14 protein-coding genes are annotated in these 16,965 nt (G+C 50.6%); 7 read left to right on the top strand and 7 right to left on the bottom strand.

The features are described 5' to 3' along the window. Position 1 precedes the first annotated feature (1 nt). The 3 genes from EH228_RS11465 to EH228_RS11455 all read right to left on the bottom strand — a co-directional run bounded on the left by EH228_RS11465 (position 2) and on the right by EH228_RS11455 (position 3,157). Entirely contained in the window at positions 2–1,012 is a 1,011-nt protein-coding gene (locus tag EH228_RS11465; protein WP_152321796.1) for an ABC transporter permease, read from the bottom strand. A 10-nt stretch (positions 1,013–1,022) separates the two neighbouring features. After that, positions 1,023–1,769: an ATP-binding cassette domain-containing protein gene (locus EH228_RS11460; protein ID WP_193323333.1), complete on the bottom strand. Its 747-nt coding sequence runs from the start codon at positions 1,767–1,769 to the stop codon at positions 1,023–1,025. A gap of 377 nt (positions 1,770–2,146) precedes the next feature. Further along, the gene (locus tag EH228_RS11455; RefSeq protein ID WP_152321795.1) at positions 2,147–3,157 is read right to left on the bottom strand and encodes a LacI family DNA-binding transcriptional regulator; all 1,011 of its coding nucleotides are present in this window, start codon (positions 3,155–3,157) and stop codon (positions 2,147–2,149) included. Positions 3,158–3,607: 450 nt separating this feature from the next. On the opposite strand from EH228_RS11455, the gene EH228_RS11450 reads away from it, so the two are divergent. Then, positions 3,608–4,558, top strand: a complete 951-nt coding sequence (locus EH228_RS11450; RefSeq protein WP_152321841.1) for an ABC transporter substrate-binding protein — start codon at positions 3,608–3,610, stop codon at positions 4,556–4,558. A gap of 35 nt (positions 4,559–4,593) precedes the next feature. On the opposite strand, the gene EH228_RS11445 is transcribed toward EH228_RS11450, so the two are convergent. After that, positions 4,594–5,454 (bottom strand): PfkB family carbohydrate kinase, encoded by an 861-nt coding sequence (locus EH228_RS11445; protein ID WP_152321794.1) that lies wholly within the window; start codon positions 5,452–5,454, stop codon positions 4,594–4,596. A 27-nt stretch (positions 5,455–5,481) separates the two neighbouring features. Here EH228_RS11445 and EH228_RS11440 point away from each other — a divergent pair, with 27 nt between their 5' ends. Both EH228_RS11440 and EH228_RS11435 read left to right on the top strand, forming a co-directional pair. Further along, complete coding sequence (locus EH228_RS11440; protein ID WP_152321793.1) at positions 5,482–6,327, top strand: BtpA family protein; 846 nt, start codon at positions 5,482–5,484, stop codon at positions 6,325–6,327. Continuing rightward, complete coding sequence (locus EH228_RS11435) at positions 6,327–6,977, top strand: TenA family protein (protein ID WP_152321792.1); 651 nt, start codon at positions 6,327–6,329, stop codon at positions 6,975–6,977. The genes EH228_RS11440 and EH228_RS11435 overlap by 1 nt, the downstream gene beginning before the upstream one ends. A 75-nt stretch (positions 6,978–7,052) precedes the next feature. Here the strand turns inward: EH228_RS11435 and EH228_RS11430 are convergent, their stop codons facing one another. After that, positions 7,053–8,105: an NAD(P)-dependent alcohol dehydrogenase gene (locus tag EH228_RS11430; RefSeq protein ID WP_152321791.1), complete on the bottom strand. Its 1,053-nt coding sequence runs from the start codon at positions 8,103–8,105 to the stop codon at positions 7,053–7,055. Between the two features lie 288 nt (positions 8,106–8,393). Beyond that, positions 8,394–11,225 (bottom strand): excinuclease ABC subunit UvrA, encoded by a 2,832-nt coding sequence (gene uvrA / locus EH228_RS11425; RefSeq protein ID WP_152321790.1) that lies wholly within the window; start codon positions 11,223–11,225, stop codon positions 8,394–8,396. A 304-nt stretch (positions 11,226–11,529) separates the two neighbouring features. Here uvrA and EH228_RS11420 point away from each other — a divergent pair, with 304 nt between their 5' ends. From EH228_RS11420 to EH228_RS11410, 3 genes are all read left to right on the top strand, one after another. Next, entirely contained in the window at positions 11,530–12,063 is a 534-nt protein-coding gene (locus EH228_RS11420) for a single-stranded DNA-binding protein (RefSeq protein ID WP_152321789.1), read from the top strand. A 188-nt stretch (positions 12,064–12,251) separates the two neighbouring features. Continuing rightward, positions 12,252–12,986: an alpha/beta fold hydrolase gene (locus EH228_RS11415; protein WP_152321788.1), complete on the top strand. Its 735-nt coding sequence runs from the start codon at positions 12,252–12,254 to the stop codon at positions 12,984–12,986. 134 nt (positions 12,987–13,120) lie between these two features. Further along, the gene (locus EH228_RS11410) at positions 13,121–13,558 is read left to right on the top strand and encodes a DUF3828 domain-containing protein (RefSeq protein WP_152321787.1); all 438 of its coding nucleotides are present in this window, start codon (positions 13,121–13,123) and stop codon (positions 13,556–13,558) included. A 1,205-nt stretch (positions 13,559–14,763) separates the two neighbouring features. Here EH228_RS11410 and EH228_RS11405 read toward each other — a convergent pair. After that, the gene (locus EH228_RS11405; RefSeq protein ID WP_152321786.1) at positions 14,764–15,159 is read right to left on the bottom strand and encodes a transposase; all 396 of its coding nucleotides are present in this window, start codon (positions 15,157–15,159) and stop codon (positions 14,764–14,766) included. Positions 15,160–15,701: 542 nt separating this feature from the next. Between EH228_RS11405 and EH228_RS11400 the strand changes: the two genes are divergently transcribed. Continuing rightward, positions 15,702–16,958 (top strand): MATE family efflux transporter, encoded by a 1,257-nt coding sequence (locus tag EH228_RS11400; RefSeq protein WP_152321785.1) that lies wholly within the window; start codon positions 15,702–15,704, stop codon positions 16,956–16,958. Positions 16,959–16,965 lie beyond the last annotated feature (7 nt).

Genomic DNA, 16,965 nt, shown 5'->3' with positions numbered 1-16,965 from the left:
GTTATCCTTTCGCTGTCGTGCGCGACGGGTTGAGAATACGGGTGTTCAGCCAGATGGCCAGCAGGATGATGGTGCCAGTGGCTATCTGGCTATAAAACGGCGAAATATGCGACAGGATCAGGCCGTTCTGGATAATGGCTATCGACATGGCGCCCAGTAGCGTGCCGAGGATGGTGCCGAAGCCGCCAAACAGGCTGGTGCTGCCCAGCACCACCGCCGCGATAACCTGTAGCTCAAAGCCTTCTCCCTGGTTAGAGGAACCGCTGCCGAGGCGAGCCGTAATGATCATCCCAGCCAGCGCGGCGGCCATGCTGCTGATGATATACACACGCAAGGTCACCGCTTTGGTGTTGATCCCGCTGCGGCGGGCGCCTTCGACATTGGCGCCAATCGCGGTCACGTAGCGGCCAAAACGCATATAATTCAGTACAATATGGCCAAAAATCAGCACCACGATGCCAATCAGCGCGGGCATCGGTATCCCTATCACCCAGGCCCGTCCCATCAATGCAAATGCGCTATCCTCTGGAATAGGGATGGAATAGCCCTGGGTTATCAACAGCGCTACGCCGCGTACCACCGCCAGTGTGGCAAGGGTGACAATAAACGCCGGTATCCCCTCATAAGCGATGAAGAAACCGTTGACTGCGCCGACCAGTCCGCCAAGCACCAGGCCACCAGTCAGTACCACTGGCCACGGCAATCCCCAGTTATTCAAGGCGATAGCTGAAAGAGCACCCACTAACGCCAGTGTGGAACCCACCGACAAATCGATGCCGCCAGTGGTGATAACCAGCGTCATGGCGGTGGCGACAATCAGCAGTGGCGCACTCTGGCGGATGATGTTCATCCAGTTTGCGCCGCTAAAGAACGTGCTGGTGATCAGCGAGAACACCACGCAGCAGCAGACAAAAAACAGCGCGATACTGACTACGCCCGAGTGGTTGTGCAGCATGCGGCGTGGCAGTGAGTGCGGGATAACACGAGAACCCCTTAAATTGACCATACTCATCCTGTTTCCCTCAGTGCGCGGCGGCTGAATGTGCGGTGAATTTTTCACCTACAATCAGGTTAACGATATCGCTCAGACTGGTTTCCGCCACCAGGCGATCCGCCACGTTGCTGCCTTCATACATCACCATAATGCGGTGACAGACCAGAAACAGATCCTGCAGGCGGTGAGTAATCAGGATAACGCTGACCCCCCGCTCACTGACCCGCCGGATTAATTCCAGCACCGCTTCCACTTCAGCCACCGCCAACGCCGCGGTGGGTTCATCCATAATCAACACCTTGGGATCGAAGGCCGCTGCTCGCGCAATGGCTATCGCCTGACGCTGCCCGCCGGAGAGATTGCGCACCAGCATATGGGTGTCGGGAATCGAGATCCCCAATCCCTTCAGCATCTCACGGGCATCGGCGTGCATTTTGGCCTGATCCATAAAGGGAATACCGAGAACCTGTTTCATTGGTTCGCGGCCCATAAACAGATTTCCCGCCACGTCGACGGTGTCGCACAGCGAGAGATCCTGATAGACCATTTCGATATGGCAACGACGGGCATCCGCCGGATTGGTAAAGTGCTGTTCTTCGCCATCAATACGGATAGCGCCGCTGGTCGGGACCACTGCCCCGGACAGCACTTTGGTCAGGGTGGATTTACCGGCGCCGTTATCGCCGACCAGACCGAGTACTTCGCCTGGCGCCAGCCGCAAATTGACGCCGCGTAACGAACGTATTGAGCCATAAGTCTTGGTGATATTGACCATTTCTACCCGCGCGGTGGCAGGGCCTGGATGTTGCATCATGTACTCCCATCGCCAGACGGTGTGGTGGAGGTGATGGCTGAAAAATGTTCCGTTGCTCTCGGTTTACACCTTGTAAACCGGTTTACCTGAGTAACAGAACTGTCTCCATGCACATCGGGACAAAACACTCACTAAATATTTGTTCGCCAGGATAGGCAAAGCAGCTTCCATGCCAGTATGAACACGAAGAGGGAGAGAATGTTTGTAACTTACTGTATCTTCTCCAGATAATTTTAAATACCACAGGTAAACCGGTTTACCCGCTGGCATGGCGGCAGATAGCGAGGCAGATTTTTTGCGCCATTTTTGTGCGTAATATGCGCTATTTTGAGCAGGGGTTAACGCGGCTGGATGGAATCGCGGCCAATCCAGGTGACCGGTAAACGGGTTTCTGCAGGGACATTTTCTTCGCCATTTAGCAGGCGCAGCATCAGACTGACCGCCGTTCTGCCCAGTTCTTGTGCGGGTTGGCGGATGGTGGAGATCCGTGGTTGCGTGAAGTCAGCATAGCTGGCGTCATCAAAGCCGACCAGCGAAAGCGCCTCTGGTGCGTGTAATCCCCGTTCCCGTAACCCGTCCAGCAGACCGAGCACTAAAAAATCACTGGCGGCGAACACGGCGGTGGGACGCCGATCACAGCTGAACAGCTGGTGCAGTGCCTGTTGGCCGAACTCACGCTGGTAGTCTCCGTACATTATCCACTCGGGAGGACAGCGCAAACCAGCCTGCTCCAGTGCGGTGCAAAACCCCTGATAACGTTCGCGCACACTCATCAACTGATCCGGCCCGCCGATAAAGGCAATATCGCGGTGGCCGGCGGTAATCAGTTGCTGGGTGGCGAGCATCCCGCCCTGCACGTTGTCGGCAAACACTTTTGGCACGCGACTGCCGGGAATATCTTCATCCAACAGCACAATACGTTGATGGCGCTGGATTTCCTGACGCAATAGCCCGTTATCTGGCCGGTTGGTAGTGAACAGTAATCCGTCCACCTGGCAGGTATCCAGCCAGTGGATAAACTGGCTTTCTTTCTCCGGATTGTTGCGGGTGATACACAGCACCAGGCTGTAACCATGCTCGGACGCCGCTTCTTCCGCCGCATCTGCCAGTTCAGCAAAAAAGGGGTTAGTAATATCCGGCAACACCAGCCCGAGCGTTTCACTGCCGCCTTTACTCAGGCGACGGGCGAGGCTGTTGCCACGATAATCGAGCTGTCTGATGGCTGATTCAATCCGTGCCACCGTCTCCTGCGGCAGAACGATACTGTTGTTCATGTAGCGGGAAACGGTGGCTTTTGACAGCCCGGCGAGCGTCGCTACATCAGATAACAGAACGCGTTTTTTAATCATCAATCATGCCAGGTCAGGGTAAAGAAGGCTATCTGTAACATAGTTAAGCGCTGCTGTTATAGCATTTTCTGATGCCATCCTCGTCATGCTCAGCGCGGTCAGGTGCGTTAGCGACGCTCAGTGGCTCGCCTCCCTTATCCCTGAATTATCCCGGTTATCGCGCGCCGGAGAAAAATAGCACTTGACAAAAATTCAGTCGCGACGAATTGTAATAGCCAGTTTACCTGTATCATCCGGGAAGCGATTCCCAACCGGTAATGAGCGTTTTATCCAGAGGCCGAAACGGACCGGCTATCTAAATGTCTCCTGCCGGCCTTTACTGATGGTCAGCTGCTATTAATGGGCTCACCAGTCTGTCAATCTGATATTTGTCCCGCCAACATTCTTTCTGCTGAGCATTTTTATGCTGGGGCAGAGGTGGTTATATACCCTAAATTAATGAGGACAATGATGATGTTATTTAACCGTGGAAAAATGCGTATTGTAGCATTGGCAATGGCATTATTAGCATCGGCTTATAGCGTGAATGCCATAGCGGCGGCACCTGAGTATGCATTAGTACAGATTAACCAGCAGGCATTATTTTTTAATCTGATGAATAAAGGTGCGCAAGAGGCCGCGAAAGCCAGTGGTAAAAATTTAGTCATATTCAATGCTACCGATAATCCAGTGGCGCAGAATGATGCGATTGAAAATTATATTCAGCAGGGCGTTAAGGGTATTCTGGTCGACGCGATTGATGTGAACGGTATTATGCCGGCAATTAAAGAGGCGGCGGCGGCACATATTCCAGTCGTGGCCATCGATGCGGTGCTGCCAGCCGGTCCACAGGCGGCGCAGGTCGGCGTGGATAATATCGAAGGCGGAAAAATTCTGGGTAAATTCTTCCTGGACTATGTGCACAACAATATGGCGGGCAAAGCGCGACTGGGTATCGTGGGCGCGTTGAACTCCGCTATCCAGAATGATCGCCAAAAAGGTTTTGCAGACACCATCAAAAGTAACCAACAAATCACCGTGGCTGATGTCGTGGATGGTCGCAATATTCAGGACGACGCCATGACGGCGGCGGAAAACCTGATAACCGGTAACCCGGATTTGACCGCGATCTATGCCACCGGTGAACCGGCTTTGTTGGGGGCGATCGCCGCCGTGGAAAATCAGGGACGTCAGAAGGACATCAAAGTGTTTGGCTGGGATCTGACGGCGAAAGCGATAAGTGGTATCGACGGTGGTTATGTGGTGGCGGTGCTGCAACAGGATCCGGAGAAAATGGGGTCCGAAGCGTTAAAGGCGTTGAATACCATTACCGCGGGCAAAACCGTGCCAAAACGTATTCTGGTTCCGGCGACGGTGGTAACCAAAGCGAATGTCGATACCTACCGTCCGTTGTTTAAATAAACCGGTTCCGGCCCATCTGCTGATGGGCGGTATTGTCAGGACTGAAGAAGCGCTGCCAGTTGGTGTTGCTGTGGGAAGGCGCTTCGGGTGCCTCGACGGCTGACGGTTTGCGCAGCGGCCTTAGCAGCGTGAGTGAGCGCTAACGTATCAATGGGGGTTTGACGTAGCAGCGCGGAGGCCAGCATCACGGCAAGGAAGGTATCGCCAGCACCGGTGGTATCAATGGCCTGAGCGGCCTCTGCCGGGCAAAATTGTTGCCGGGAAGGCGTGGTTAGCCTGGCGCCCTGTGAACCGTGAGTGACCACTAACGTTTTTACGCCGACTGGTTTCAGTTCGGCGGCTTCATGCTGGTTGAGCACCGCAATATCAACCAGCGGCCAAAGCTGGGCAAAATCAGGGTTAATCGGTGAAGGATTAAATACGGTGGTCATGCCGCGAGTTTTTGCCAGTTGAAACAGGTCACGGGTTTTCTCAACGGAGAAATTACCTTGTTGCAGCAAAATATCGTCAGGCCTGGCTTCAGCCAGTGCCTGAGTAATGGTCGCCAGGCTCAGTGAGTCGGCAGCGGTGGTGGTGGTAATAATGGAGTTATCGCCGTCAGCGCTGTTGAAAATAATTGAGGTATCACTGTGACAGGGGAAGCAGAAATCAGGCAACAGTTGTAGCGGTTCGGCATTAATTTGTTCTCGGATCCAACGGCCATTCGCATCATTACCCGTTGCGGCTATTAAGGTGGTGGGAATACCGCAGCGGGAAAGGATAATGGCCTGGTTCGCTCCTTTGCCACCGATATCTTGTGAAATTTTATTGCCATGAATGGATGAACCTTTTGTGGGAATATCGGCTATCGCCCAGGTTTCATCGACGGTGATATTACCGGTGACATAAACACGCATAGTGTTTCCTTAAACAAGGTGAAGATGATGGGTGCTATATCAGCAGGAAAAACTGACGCAATACAAGCTATTTTTTCACGAAAGAAAGCGGTTATAGGTGTTATTCACTGCGACCCTTTTCCAGGTACACCAAATTATCGTGGAAAAACGGTAGGAGATATAATTGAGCGTGCTATCAGAGATGCTGATAATTATATCTCCGGTGGTGTTCATGGATTAATTATTGAAAATCATGGCGATATTCCTTTTGCCAAACCGGAAGATATTGGCCCGGAGACGTCAGCACTCATGGCGGTCATTACCGATAAAATTCGCAGCCGATTTGATGTTCCGTTAGGTATTAACGTGTTAGCTAACGCTGCTATTCCTGCGTTGGCGACCGCACTGGCTGGCGGCGCAGACTTTGTGCGGGTTAACCAGTGGGCGAATGCTTATATCGCTAACGAAGGCTTTATCGAAGGGGCGGCGGCCAAGGCCCTGCGCTATCGCAGCCAACTGCGTGCTGAGCATATCAAAGTGTTTGCCGACAGCCACGTGAAGCATGGCAGCCATGCGATTGTCGCTGATCGTTCGATTCTGGAGCTGACCCGTGATCTGGACTTTTTTGATGCTGACGCGGTGATCGCCACCGGGCAGCGTACCGGCGACAGCGCTACCCTGAGCGAGATTGATGAAATTCGAGGTGCTACTGCCTTGCCGCTATTGGTGGGATCGGGGGTCACGCCGGATAACGTCGGTGAAATCCTTTCCCGCACCCAGGGGGTGATTGTTGCCAGTGCGCTGAAGGTTGATGGTGTGTGGTGGAATGATGTTGAACTGGCGCGCGTGAAACACTTTATGGCCGCTGCCCGTGCAGCGTTGGAGGAGGAGTAATGGAGGCTTTCAGCGATCGTTTACTGCGCGAACATCAAAGCGACTGGCAGGCGATGCAGCAACACCGTTTTGTCTGCGATATTGAGCAGGATGTCCTGCCGGAAACGGTGTTTAACCGCTATCTGGTATTTGAAGGCAATTTCGTGGCGACGGCGATAGCGATTTTCGCATTGGGGGTCAGTAAAGCGCCGGGGATCCGCCAGCAACGCTGGTTGATCGGGGTGTTGAATGCGCTGGTGGATACGCAGATTGCCTGGTTTGAAACGGTCCTGGCGAAGCGCAACGTTAATCCGGCGAACTATCCGGACGATTTGCCTGGGGTACGCCGTTTTCGTGACGGCATGCTGACGGTGGCGCAGCGCGGCAGCTACGAAGAAATTATTACGCTCATGTTTGGCGCCGAGTGGATGTATTACCACTGGTGTAAGCGGGTCAGTGCCGCCACGCAAAGTGATGAGGATGTTCGCCGCTGGGTCGAGCTGCATGCCGAAGAGGCTTTTTTTCAGCAGGCTAACTGGTTGAAAGAGGAACTGGATCGCTGTACGGCAGGACTGAACAGCGAGCTGCGTTTTGCGCTGTCAGAGCTGTATGGCAAAGTGCTGAAGTGGGAGATTGATTTCCATACTGCGGCTTATTCTGAGGTGAGTTAACACTCACTTTTCTGCGCTCAGGTGGGCGTTGCCTGGCAGGAAAATCGACCGACAACGCTCCCTGGTTTTTATTAGTTAGTTACGCAGAGAATCAATATCGATAACGAAGCGGTATTTGACGTCGCTTTTCAGCATACGCTCATAGGCTTCATTAATTTCATCCATTTTGATCATCTCAATATCAGAGGTGATGTTGTGCTTACCACAGAAATCCAGCATGTCCTGGGTTTCTTTAATACCGCCGATCAGGGAACCAGCCACGCTGCGGCGTTTGTAGATCAGATTGGCAACATGCGGTGATGGATGGTCATGTTCAGGTACGCCAACCAGGGTCATGGTACCGTTGAGACGTAGCAGGGTGATGAATGGGTTGAGATCATGCTGAGCAGCCACCGTATTCAGGATAAAGTCGAAGCTGTTGGTATGCTGCGCCATTTGATCCGGATCTTTTGAGATAACGACCTCATCGGCCCCCAGGCGTTTACCGTCTTCGATTTTGGACGGAGAAGTGGTAAACAACACCACATAAGCGCCCATCGCGTGGGCAATTTTCACCCCCATATGGCCCAGCCCACCCAAACCGACAATCCCAACTTTCTTGCCAGGGCCGACTTTCCAGTGACTCAGGGGAGAGTAAGTGGTGATACCGGCGCAGAGCAGTGGTGCCGCCCCCGCAGGGTCAAGGTTTTCTGGAACGCGCAGTACGAAGTCTTCGTTCACCACGACCTGGGTAGAATAACCGCCGTAGGTGATTTCGCCGGTGGTGCGATCCTTACCGTTATACGTTCCGGTGAAGCCGTTCTCGCAGTATTGTTCCAGATCTTGTTTACAACTGTCACAGGTACGACAGGAATCGACCAGGCAACCTACGCCGACTAAATCACCCACTTTGTATTTGTGAGCGTGGCTGCCCAGAGCCGTCACACGGCCAACAATTTCATGACCAGGGACGACAGGAAAAATAGTGTTTTTCCACTCGTTACGGGCCTGATGGAGGTCGGAGTGGCAAACACCGCAGTACATAATTTCAATCTGCACATCGTGGTCACGTAGTTCGCGTGGCTGGTATTCAAAAGGGGCCAGCTTTGATTTTGCGTCCTGGGCGGCATAAGCATGAGTAATATTCATGATGTCTCCGATTATTATTGAAAGCGTCTTGTTGCTGACGGGAAAACGAGAACTCTAAGGATAGTTAGCCAGAGGAAAAGCAGGTAGACCGGAATCTGTTTAAATCTTGCCTGATTCTGCAAATATTTGTTTGATGAAGCAAAAGTTCCCTAAAATAAGTCAGGTATTACTCGGCAGGATCGTATAAATTTCGTGCACGGCGCGAAGGGGATTGGCAGCAAGAAAAGGATAAAATGCGGCCCCTGCGGATCTATTTACGATGCACAGAGGCTTCACCCACTCAGCGGATCACGACTTATTCAACAGGGGTTGCAGGAAACGGGCAGTATGTGACGCTGTGCACTTCGCTACCGTTTCTGGCGTACCGGAGACGAGGATTTCCCCCCCACCGCTGCCGCCCTCCGGACCAAGATCAACAATCCAGTCAGCGGTTTTGATCACATCAAGATTGTGCTCAATCACCACAATGGTGTTGCCCTGGTCACGCAACTGATGCAGCACCGCCAGTAATTGCTGGATATCGGCAAAGTGCAGACCGGTGGTTGGCTCATCAAGAATATACAACGTCTGACCGGTGCCGCGTTTCGACAGTTCACGCGCCAGTTTCACTCGTTGAGCCTCACCGCCGGACAGTGTGGTGGCTGACTGGCCGAGGCGAATATAGGAAAGCCCCACTTCCATCAGGGTCTGTAGCTTACGCGCCAGCGCCGGGACGGCATCAAAGAACGTTCGGGCTTCTTCAATGGTCATCTCCAGCACTTCGTGAATACTTTTGCCTTTATATTTAATTTCCAGCGTCTCACGGTTATAGCGCTTGCCTTTGCACTGATCGCAGGGTACGTAGATATCTGGCAGAAAGTGCATTTCCACCTTGAGAACACCGTCGCCCTGACAGGCCTCACAGCGTCCGCCGCGGACGTTAAAGCTGAAACGACCCGGAGTGTAGCCACGAGCGCGTGATTCTGGAACACCCGCGAACAGTTCACGCACCGGGGTGAAAATACCGGTATAGGTAGCCGGGTTTGAGCGTGGCGTGCGGCCAATCGGGCTTTGGTCGATATCAATAACTTTATCAAAATGTTCCATACCGCTGATGTCGCGATACGGCGCGGGTTCTGCAATGGTTGCCCCGTTGAGCAGGCGCTGAGCAATCGGGAATAGCGTATCGTTGATCAAGGTGGATTTACCCGAGCCAGACACGCCGGTGATACAACTGAACAGCCCGACAGGTAGCGTTAGCGTCACCTCTTTCAGGTTGTTGCCCTTTGCGCCAGTCAGTTTCAGGACTTTATTCGGGTCAGCTTTAACGCGTTCCTTCGGCACCGCAATCTGGCGCTTACCGCTGAGGAATTGCCCGGTCAGGGAAGCCTCTACCGCCATGATCGCTTCGACGGTGCCTTCTGCCACGACTTCGCCGCCGTGGACACCCGCGCCTGGGCCAATATCAATCACGTGATCGGCCGCGCGGATAGCATCTTCATCGTGCTCTACCACTATCACCGTGTTGCCGAGGTTGCGCAGATGCACCAACGTTTCCAGCAGACGTTCATTATCGCGTTGATGCAGGCCGATCGACGGTTCATCCAGTACGTACATCACGCCGACCAGTCCGGCGCCAATCTGGCTGGCAAGACGGATACGCTGCGCTTCGCCGCCAGACAGTGTTTCGGCCGAGCGGGACATCGACAGGTAGTTCAGGCCGACATTGACCAGAAACTTCAGGCGATCACCGATCTCTTTCAGTACTTTTTCAGCGATTTGTGCTCGCTGTCCACTCAGTTTGATATTCTGGAAGAACGCCAGCGCATGGCCGATGCTCATATCGGAAATCGTCGGGAGCGTGGTGTTTTCAACAAACACGTGGCGTGCTTCACGCCGCAGGCGCGTACCTTCGCAACTGGTACAGGCGCGGCTGCTGATGAACTTTGCCAGATCTTCACGAACCGCCGCTGACTCCGTCTCTTTATAGCGGCGTTCCATATTGTGCAGCACGCCTTCAAACGGATGGCGACGGATCGACATATCCCCGCGATCATTAATGTACTTAAACTCAATATTCTCTTTGCCGGATCCGTAAAGGATCACTTTACGCGTTTTTTCATCCAGTGAGTTGAAGGGCGCTTCGATATCGAAATGCAGATGTTCTGCGAGAGAGCGCAGCATCTGGAAGTAATAAAAGTTGCGGCGATCCCAGCCACGGATCGCGCCGCCCGCCAGAGAAAGCTCCGGATTCTGCACGACGCGATCCGGATCGAAATATTGCTGAACGCCCAGACCGTCACAGACCGGACAGGCGCCAGCTGGATTGTTAAAGGAGAACAGGCGCGGTTCCAGCTCACTCATGCTATAACCACAGCTCGGGCAGGCAAAGTTGGCTGAAAACAGCAATTCTTCGGCGTTTGGCTCATCCATGTCGGCGACCACGGCGGTCCCGCCGGAAAGCTCCAGTGCGGTTTCAAATGATTCGGCCAGGCGTTGCTGCAGATCCTCGCGAACCTTAAAGCGATCCACCACCACTTCGATAGTGTGTTTCTTTTGCAACTCCAGTTTCGGTGGATCCGACAGATCGCAGACTTCACCATCGATACGTGCCCGGATATACCCCTGTGATGCCAGGTTTTCCAGCGTTTTGGTGTGTTCGCCCTTGCGCTCTTTCACGATCGGCGCCAGTAGCATCAATCGGCGTCCTTCCGGTTGCGCCAGTACGTTATCCACCATCTGGCTGACGGTTTGCGCGGCCAGCGTGACGTCATGATCCGGACAGCGCGGTTCACCTACGCGGGCAAACAGCAGTCGCAGATAATCGTGAATTTCGGTAATGGTGCCGACAGTGGAGCGGGGATTGTGCGAGGTTGATTTCTGTTCGATCGAAATAGCGGGCGACAGCCCCTCGATGTGATCAACATCCGGCTTCTCCATTAGGGAGAGAAACTGGCGCGCATAGGCGGAAAGCGATTCCACATAGCGGCGTTGCCCTTCGGCATACAGCGTATCAAACGCCAGCGAGGATTTCCCCGAACCTGACAGGCCGGTGACAACAATCAGTTTGTCGCGAGGGATGATCAGGTTGATATTTTTCAAATTATGGGTGCGGGCACCCCGTACTTCGATCTTATCCATTGACAATTCCCGGATTAACACAGACCTCGCCATACCTGTCCGGCACGGCCAGAATGAAGCCTGTCATTATGGCATATAAAAACCTGATTGGATATACAGTGTTTTATTCATTCTGTCCGCCAGGTATTCTGCAAGATCAGGTTTGACAGAGGAAAATTTTACGATCCATCTCCAGCGGTGGAAAGTAATAATGCAAGGTTCAAGGGAACATCCTGGCGCGGGATTCGAAGATAGGATTTGCGGGTATACAGTGTTAGAATTTCCGGCTTAGACTGAAAGCAGAACATTTATCGGAGACACGAACATGGCCAGCAGAGGCGTAAACAAAGTGATCCTGGTGGGTAACCTGGGTCAAGATCCGGAAGTCCGCTACATGCCAAATGGTGGTGCCGTTGCCAACATTACTCTGGCCACGTCCGAAAGCTGGCGTGACAAACAGACTGGCGAAACCAAAGAGAAGACGGAATGGCATCGTGTCGTGCTGTTCGGCAAGTTGGCAGAAGTGGCGGGTGAATACCTGCGTAAAGGTTCTCAGGTTTATATTGAAGGCGCACTGCAGACCCGCAAATGGACTGATCAGGCCGGTGTGGAAAAATACACGACGGAAGTGGTGGTTAACGTTGGTGGTACCATGCAGATGTTGGGTGGTCGCCAAAACGGTGGTGCTGGCGCGCCGGCCGGCGCTCAGGGCAACAACGGTTGGGGCCAGCCGCAGCAGCCGCAGGGTGCTGGTAGCCAGTTCAGCGGCGGACAGCCAGCGCGTCCACAGGCACAGCCGGGCAGTGCGCCAGCGAACAATGAACCGCCAATGGATTTTGACGACGATATTCCGTTCTAAATTTTGTGACCGTCCGTTAAAAATTGTTGATGTTGCTAAAATGCCCCAGAGAATTGGGGCTTTTTTTTGTCTGTCGTTGTCTTATCCCATCGTGTTTGATGTCTTACTGTGAGCATAATTAATCATCTCTGTGTGGGCAGCTTTAAATCACCAACAGTATTGAATGAGTGGGTTGCAATACTGTTATCATGAATCCATTGCAGCTAACGGAGCAGGGTGACATGGCGGGGATGGTGTTAGTGCCTGGCATGATGTGTGACGCTGGGTTGTGGCAGGAAATGGTCGATGATTTAGCTGCTTACGGGCCGCTGATTTATGGTGATTTATCGCGAGATGACTCACTGGAGACCATGGCGGCAAGTGTGCTGGCCGGGGCGCCAGAGCGGTTCACGCTGGTGGGGTTTTCACTGGGGGGCTATGTGGCTCGCGAAATGATTCGTCAGGCGCCGGAACGGGTCCAGCGACTGATTTTGATTGCCACTTCCAGTCAACAGGACAGCCCGCAGTCACAGGCTTTCAAGGCCGCCGCAGCCAGGTCACTGCGTGCTTCACAGGGGGCTTTTCGCGGTCTTGGGCACAAAGCGATTGCGTTATCACTGAGCCAGGAACATGCTGAAAATGTGCATTTACAGTCGCAAATTCATCAAATGAGCCTGAGGATGGGTAAAGAAGCGTATTGTCGGCAGTTGCTGATGGCGCGCAACAGTGACACACATTTGCTGCATCAGATAGCCTGTCCGACATTCGTGATCGCTGCCGGGCAGGATCGGATGCGCAGTGTGCAGGAATCCCGGACGTTGTGTGAGATGATTCCCCGGGCCAGCCTGGAAATCATTGATAATTCAGGTCATATGCTGCCTCTGGAGCAACCTGCCGCGCTGGTCAAGGTGATACAACATTGGTTGTCTGTGACCCCGGTATAAACATTTACTAAAAAAATGCGGAAATATACTCACTGGATAATGTTAAAGGGTAAATTAGCCACGCTTCTGGCAACATCGCGCAGGGATGCGCATGGACCGTAGCAGGAAGAGATAATCAGGCAGAGATGGTATTAATGAAAAAATGGTTACTGGCGCTGGGCATCGCGCTGCTTACTGTGCATGCCGCAGTGGCGAAGCAGATTAGCGGCCCTCAGACCATCAGCAAAAACTTTTATAGCTGGTACCTCAGTGCGTTGAGCAAGGACGAAAGTCCGATTGATGAGCACGACCCACAGTTGAACGATTATGTGACACCGCAGCTGCTGCAAAAAATTTACGTACTGATCAAAAGTCCTGATGGTATGGATGATGACTATTTTCTACAGGATCAGGACTACAGCGATTCCTGGGTGGATCATGTCAGCGTCAGCCGCTTCACTATCAACGGTGAAACCGCCTCTGGCGACGTGACACTGGGTAATGATCCCAACGATCAACAACTGTTGTTGGTCACCATGCGTCGGGATCATAAGGGCTGGAAAATTGACGACGTTGAGAAAGAAAACAAGTAACCCTGTACTGGCAGGGGGCGGTGGTCAGATATTATCTGACTGTGCTGTGTAGCGTTTACATCATCCCAGCGTCGCAGTTTCTACCCTGGCAACAGGTATGCTGCCGGGCTCTCATGAGCGCCGTTTGTTTTACGGATGCTATTGGTCGTTGGCCGGGCGGCGTAAGTTCGCATCGGCCCTGAGCTCATCATCCGGATTAATGCTGATCTTGAGGCTTGGGTGGTACTGGCTGGCAGGACAAAGTTTGAGTTTGTGGTGCTGGATTGCCCCTCTCTAAAGAGCGGAATATTCGCAATTATCCCGTTTAGTTATTCCATACAGGCCGTAAAATGGCCATTTTAATTCAAATTAATTATATCCATTCCTGTTTTCAATCATACTTTCCGCTGGCGATGATCGATTTTTACTCTTGTGGCATCTGCCACAGGAAACCATTGTTCCGCTATAAGAATAATCGCTAATGTTATTTGTCCCTGGTTTGGGACAGTTAACCTTCTTTGCTTATTCTTTCAACAATGATTTTTGAGATAAGTTTTCATTTGCCAAACCACGATTAACTCAAGATCAACTCAAATAGTTTTCCTGTACTCTTGAAAAAAGAGGAGCGACATGAGGATAAAAACATTAGAAACGCTGGCGGTAATGCTTTTCTATTGTTCATATTTTGGACTAAATTTTATTGAAAATTAATTATTACTACTTAATTTCTTTCGGTACTATCCGTGTAGAGGGACCTGGTTTTACGGTGTGTTGGGGATTAAGGCTAATTTTTTTAACGGTTTACCTGTTATTCTTCCCATTGGTCATGTTGTGACTGTACCCGTGTCAGTGTCGACTGTTTGAATTATTTAGACTTTATATGGGATGGTCTTTCCTGAAGGGCGAATGTGGTGAGTCAGCGTTAAATCAGGAGAGAGCACTGTCTTTGCAGTTAACGGGAGATGTGGTGTGTAACCTGTAAGTGCTCTTAATGTCACAATGGGTGCATTTATCACTTTGTTTTGAGATAAATGCACCACTAACTCTATGACTTAAAAGGGTAGTTTTAATGTTGCCAATGAGGCGTCCGGCCGGGTAGGCAATAGTATTGTTGATCCACTCATCAGAGATGTATGTTGTTATTGCAATGAATGTTTATTATTCAATTAACAGAGTGAATATTTTAATTAGTCTGTGTTCATAGAAAAATATGTTGTCCATTGAGACTAATGATTTTCTAAGTTGTATGGATAGTGATACACACTACGGCTAATATCCAGCAAACGGCAACTACGGCGGGTTCCGATGTCATAAGTGTTCTGTAGAAAATTAACTGCCTGACGTTTGTCATTGGTAGTAAAGAAGTTTTTCAGTACACTTTGTAGCATCTCCTTGTCGGAGGAGAGTATCTGCAGTTCACGTTCCATACTGTGTAACCTTTCCTCTAACTCTTTGATTCTTCTTCCTTCTTCTGAAAAAAGCCCAGAGTATTTCTTTTTCCAACTGTAGAAGGTTGCCTCAGAGATCTTCAGTTCTTCACAAATAGCCTTCACTTTAACGCCGCATTCGGATGCTTTAATAGCATTGGTGATTTGCTCTTCTGTATATCGTGACTTTCTCATAAATGTTATTACCTTTCTTAACTATAATGTGATGAGAACAACTTAGATAATTGATGGACCTAAATGCTCAAGAAATTATCTTAACGTTGTTAAGTACGCGATTTGAATGTCATGTATTAACTTAAGGTATTCTGAAAAAATATCATCATGAGATTTCTCCTATTTTATTTCATTGGATTACAGTTCGCTTTCGACATTTGGTTTTTTGTTATAAATTCGTTTTTGTGGATGACGAAAACCAGTAGGCCATACGGATTAATCCCATGCGGGGAAGAATCCTGTACCAGAATAAAATTGTGGTTGCATGGATTTTTTGACCAGACTCACAAATATTCAAGTACAGATATAATCTGACCATTCTTGAAATGTGATGGAGTTAAAATAAATTTTTTAATAACGGGTTTCACTCAGTTGAATAATACCTATCATAATAATGATTCAGGACCTGTTTGGGTCCAGAAGGTGCCTGGCATAACTTTCTCCTTTATCGACAAGGATGTATCGGGTCTTGCAATACATTAAGCGCTACAAAGGATGCCTGGATGAAACACCGTGTCGTATCAAATGCAGCCTGGATGATGTCGGAGAAGGTGGTCTCTGTATTCGGCGTGATATTTGTCACCTCTTATGTGGCAAAATCTTTTGGTCCTGCAGTTTTGGGACAAATGGCATTCTCTGCTTCCGTATTTTCGATCATTCAGACTGTAGCTATTTTTGGCACTGAAACCATTTTATTTAAAAGTATTAGCAAAAGTACCACTAAAGGTATTCGCCTGATGGCGGTGGCAAAAAGATTACGTATGGTGCTGTTATTGTTGCTGTCCGTACCGGTACTGATTTATGTCTGGTTAATGATGCGGGAAAATTTTTTAGTTTTCGCAATGGCTTCGTTTTGGTCTGCTATGTTTGTGACGCAAGATATTTTCAGTGTTTACAATAATGCCCGACTGAAATCGCGCATGAATACTGTTGCCAATGCGACAGGAATGGTGCTCAGTTTTGGAATTAGCTTCGTCATTGCACGGTGGAAGCTGAATCCCATGTGGTTGTCGTTATCGATCGTGTCAGTGACGTTGGTGCCTTACCTGATCAAAAGAAAGCTCTTTTTTCAGACAAATAGCATCCATCTGCCACCAAAGCGTAAACATCGTTGCTATCTGCGTTATCTGTTACATGCCGGATTGCCGTTGGCTATTTCCAGTATGTTTATCTCTATACAGGTAAAGTTGGCACAATTTTTCCTGGTGGGAGTGGGATCAGCGCATGAGTTGGGGCTGTTTACCGCGGCGAACACGATTTCTGCGTCGTGGATTTTTATTCCGGCGGCCATCATTACTTCCAGCTTTTCTGAGATTTTCAAGGAGCGGGCGGATGTGGCAGCAAAGTTGGCAGCAAAGTTGTATGGCTATGTTATGGCGGTTTCTTTGTTGATGTTTCTCATTGTTGCGATGTTTGGCGGAGAGATTATCCGTTTCCTTTATGGACATGACTATACACAATCGGGGCGTCTCGTCATGTTATTGTCGTTGGGAACCTGTTTTTCGGCAATGGGAACAGTCGCTTATCGCTATATAGTGAAAGAAGGTGGGTTTAATTATCTGCTAGTGAAGATTTTTTTACTGCTGGTGATTAGTGGGGCGACTAACTGGTTTTTCATTCGTGCCTGGGGATTGACCGGCGCTGCCTGGAGCGTACTTGTTAGTGAACTTTTGTCCCTGACGGTAATGAATTATTTTTTTAAGAATGGTGTCATTCTTAAAATACAGCTTTCCTCGCTTAACTACAAAACCTACAAATGAGGTAAAA

Source organism: Erwinia endophytica (genome assembly GCF_009295515.1).
Taxonomy (GTDB): Bacteria; Pseudomonadota; Gammaproteobacteria; order Enterobacterales; family Enterobacteriaceae; genus Erwinia; species Erwinia endophytica.
This window is presented reverse-complemented; position numbering and strand designations above follow the sequence as displayed.

Excerpts from the sequence above, each read along its gene's own strand:
- EH228_RS11465 (WP_152321796.1), bottom strand. The coding sequence starts at position 1,012 with ATGAGTATGGTCAATTTAAGGGGTTCTCGTGTTATCCCGCACTCACTG.
- EH228_RS11460 (WP_193323333.1), bottom strand. The coding sequence starts at position 1,769 with ATGGTCAATATCACCAAGACTTATGGCTCAATACGTTCGTTACGCGGC.
- EH228_RS11455 (WP_152321795.1), bottom strand. The coding sequence starts at position 3,157 with ATGATTAAAAAACGCGTTCTGTTATCTGATGTAGCGACGCTCGCCGGG.
- EH228_RS11450 (WP_152321841.1), top strand. The coding sequence starts at position 3,608 with ATGATGTTATTTAACCGTGGAAAAATGCGTATTGTAGCATTGGCAATG.
- EH228_RS11445 (WP_152321794.1), bottom strand. The coding sequence starts at position 5,454 with ATGCGTGTTTATGTCACCGGTAATATCACCGTCGATGAAACCTGGGCG.
- EH228_RS11440 (WP_152321793.1), top strand. The coding sequence starts at position 5,482 with ATGGGTGCTATATCAGCAGGAAAAACTGACGCAATACAAGCTATTTTT.
- EH228_RS11435 (WP_152321792.1), top strand. The coding sequence starts at position 6,327 with ATGGAGGCTTTCAGCGATCGTTTACTGCGCGAACATCAAAGCGACTGG.
- EH228_RS11430 (WP_152321791.1), bottom strand. The coding sequence starts at position 8,105 with ATGAATATTACTCATGCTTATGCCGCCCAGGACGCAAAATCAAAGCTG.
- uvrA (WP_152321790.1), bottom strand. The coding sequence starts at position 11,225 with ATGGATAAGATCGAAGTACGGGGTGCCCGCACCCATAATTTGAAAAAT.
- EH228_RS11420 (WP_152321789.1), top strand. The coding sequence starts at position 11,530 with ATGGCCAGCAGAGGCGTAAACAAAGTGATCCTGGTGGGTAACCTGGGT.
- EH228_RS11415 (WP_152321788.1), top strand. The coding sequence starts at position 12,252 with ATGAATCCATTGCAGCTAACGGAGCAGGGTGACATGGCGGGGATGGTG.
- EH228_RS11410 (WP_152321787.1), top strand. The coding sequence starts at position 13,121 with ATGAAAAAATGGTTACTGGCGCTGGGCATCGCGCTGCTTACTGTGCAT.
- EH228_RS11405 (WP_152321786.1), bottom strand. The coding sequence starts at position 15,159 with ATGAGAAAGTCACGATATACAGAAGAGCAAATCACCAATGCTATTAAA.
- EH228_RS11400 (WP_152321785.1), top strand. The coding sequence starts at position 15,702 with ATGAAACACCGTGTCGTATCAAATGCAGCCTGGATGATGTCGGAGAAG.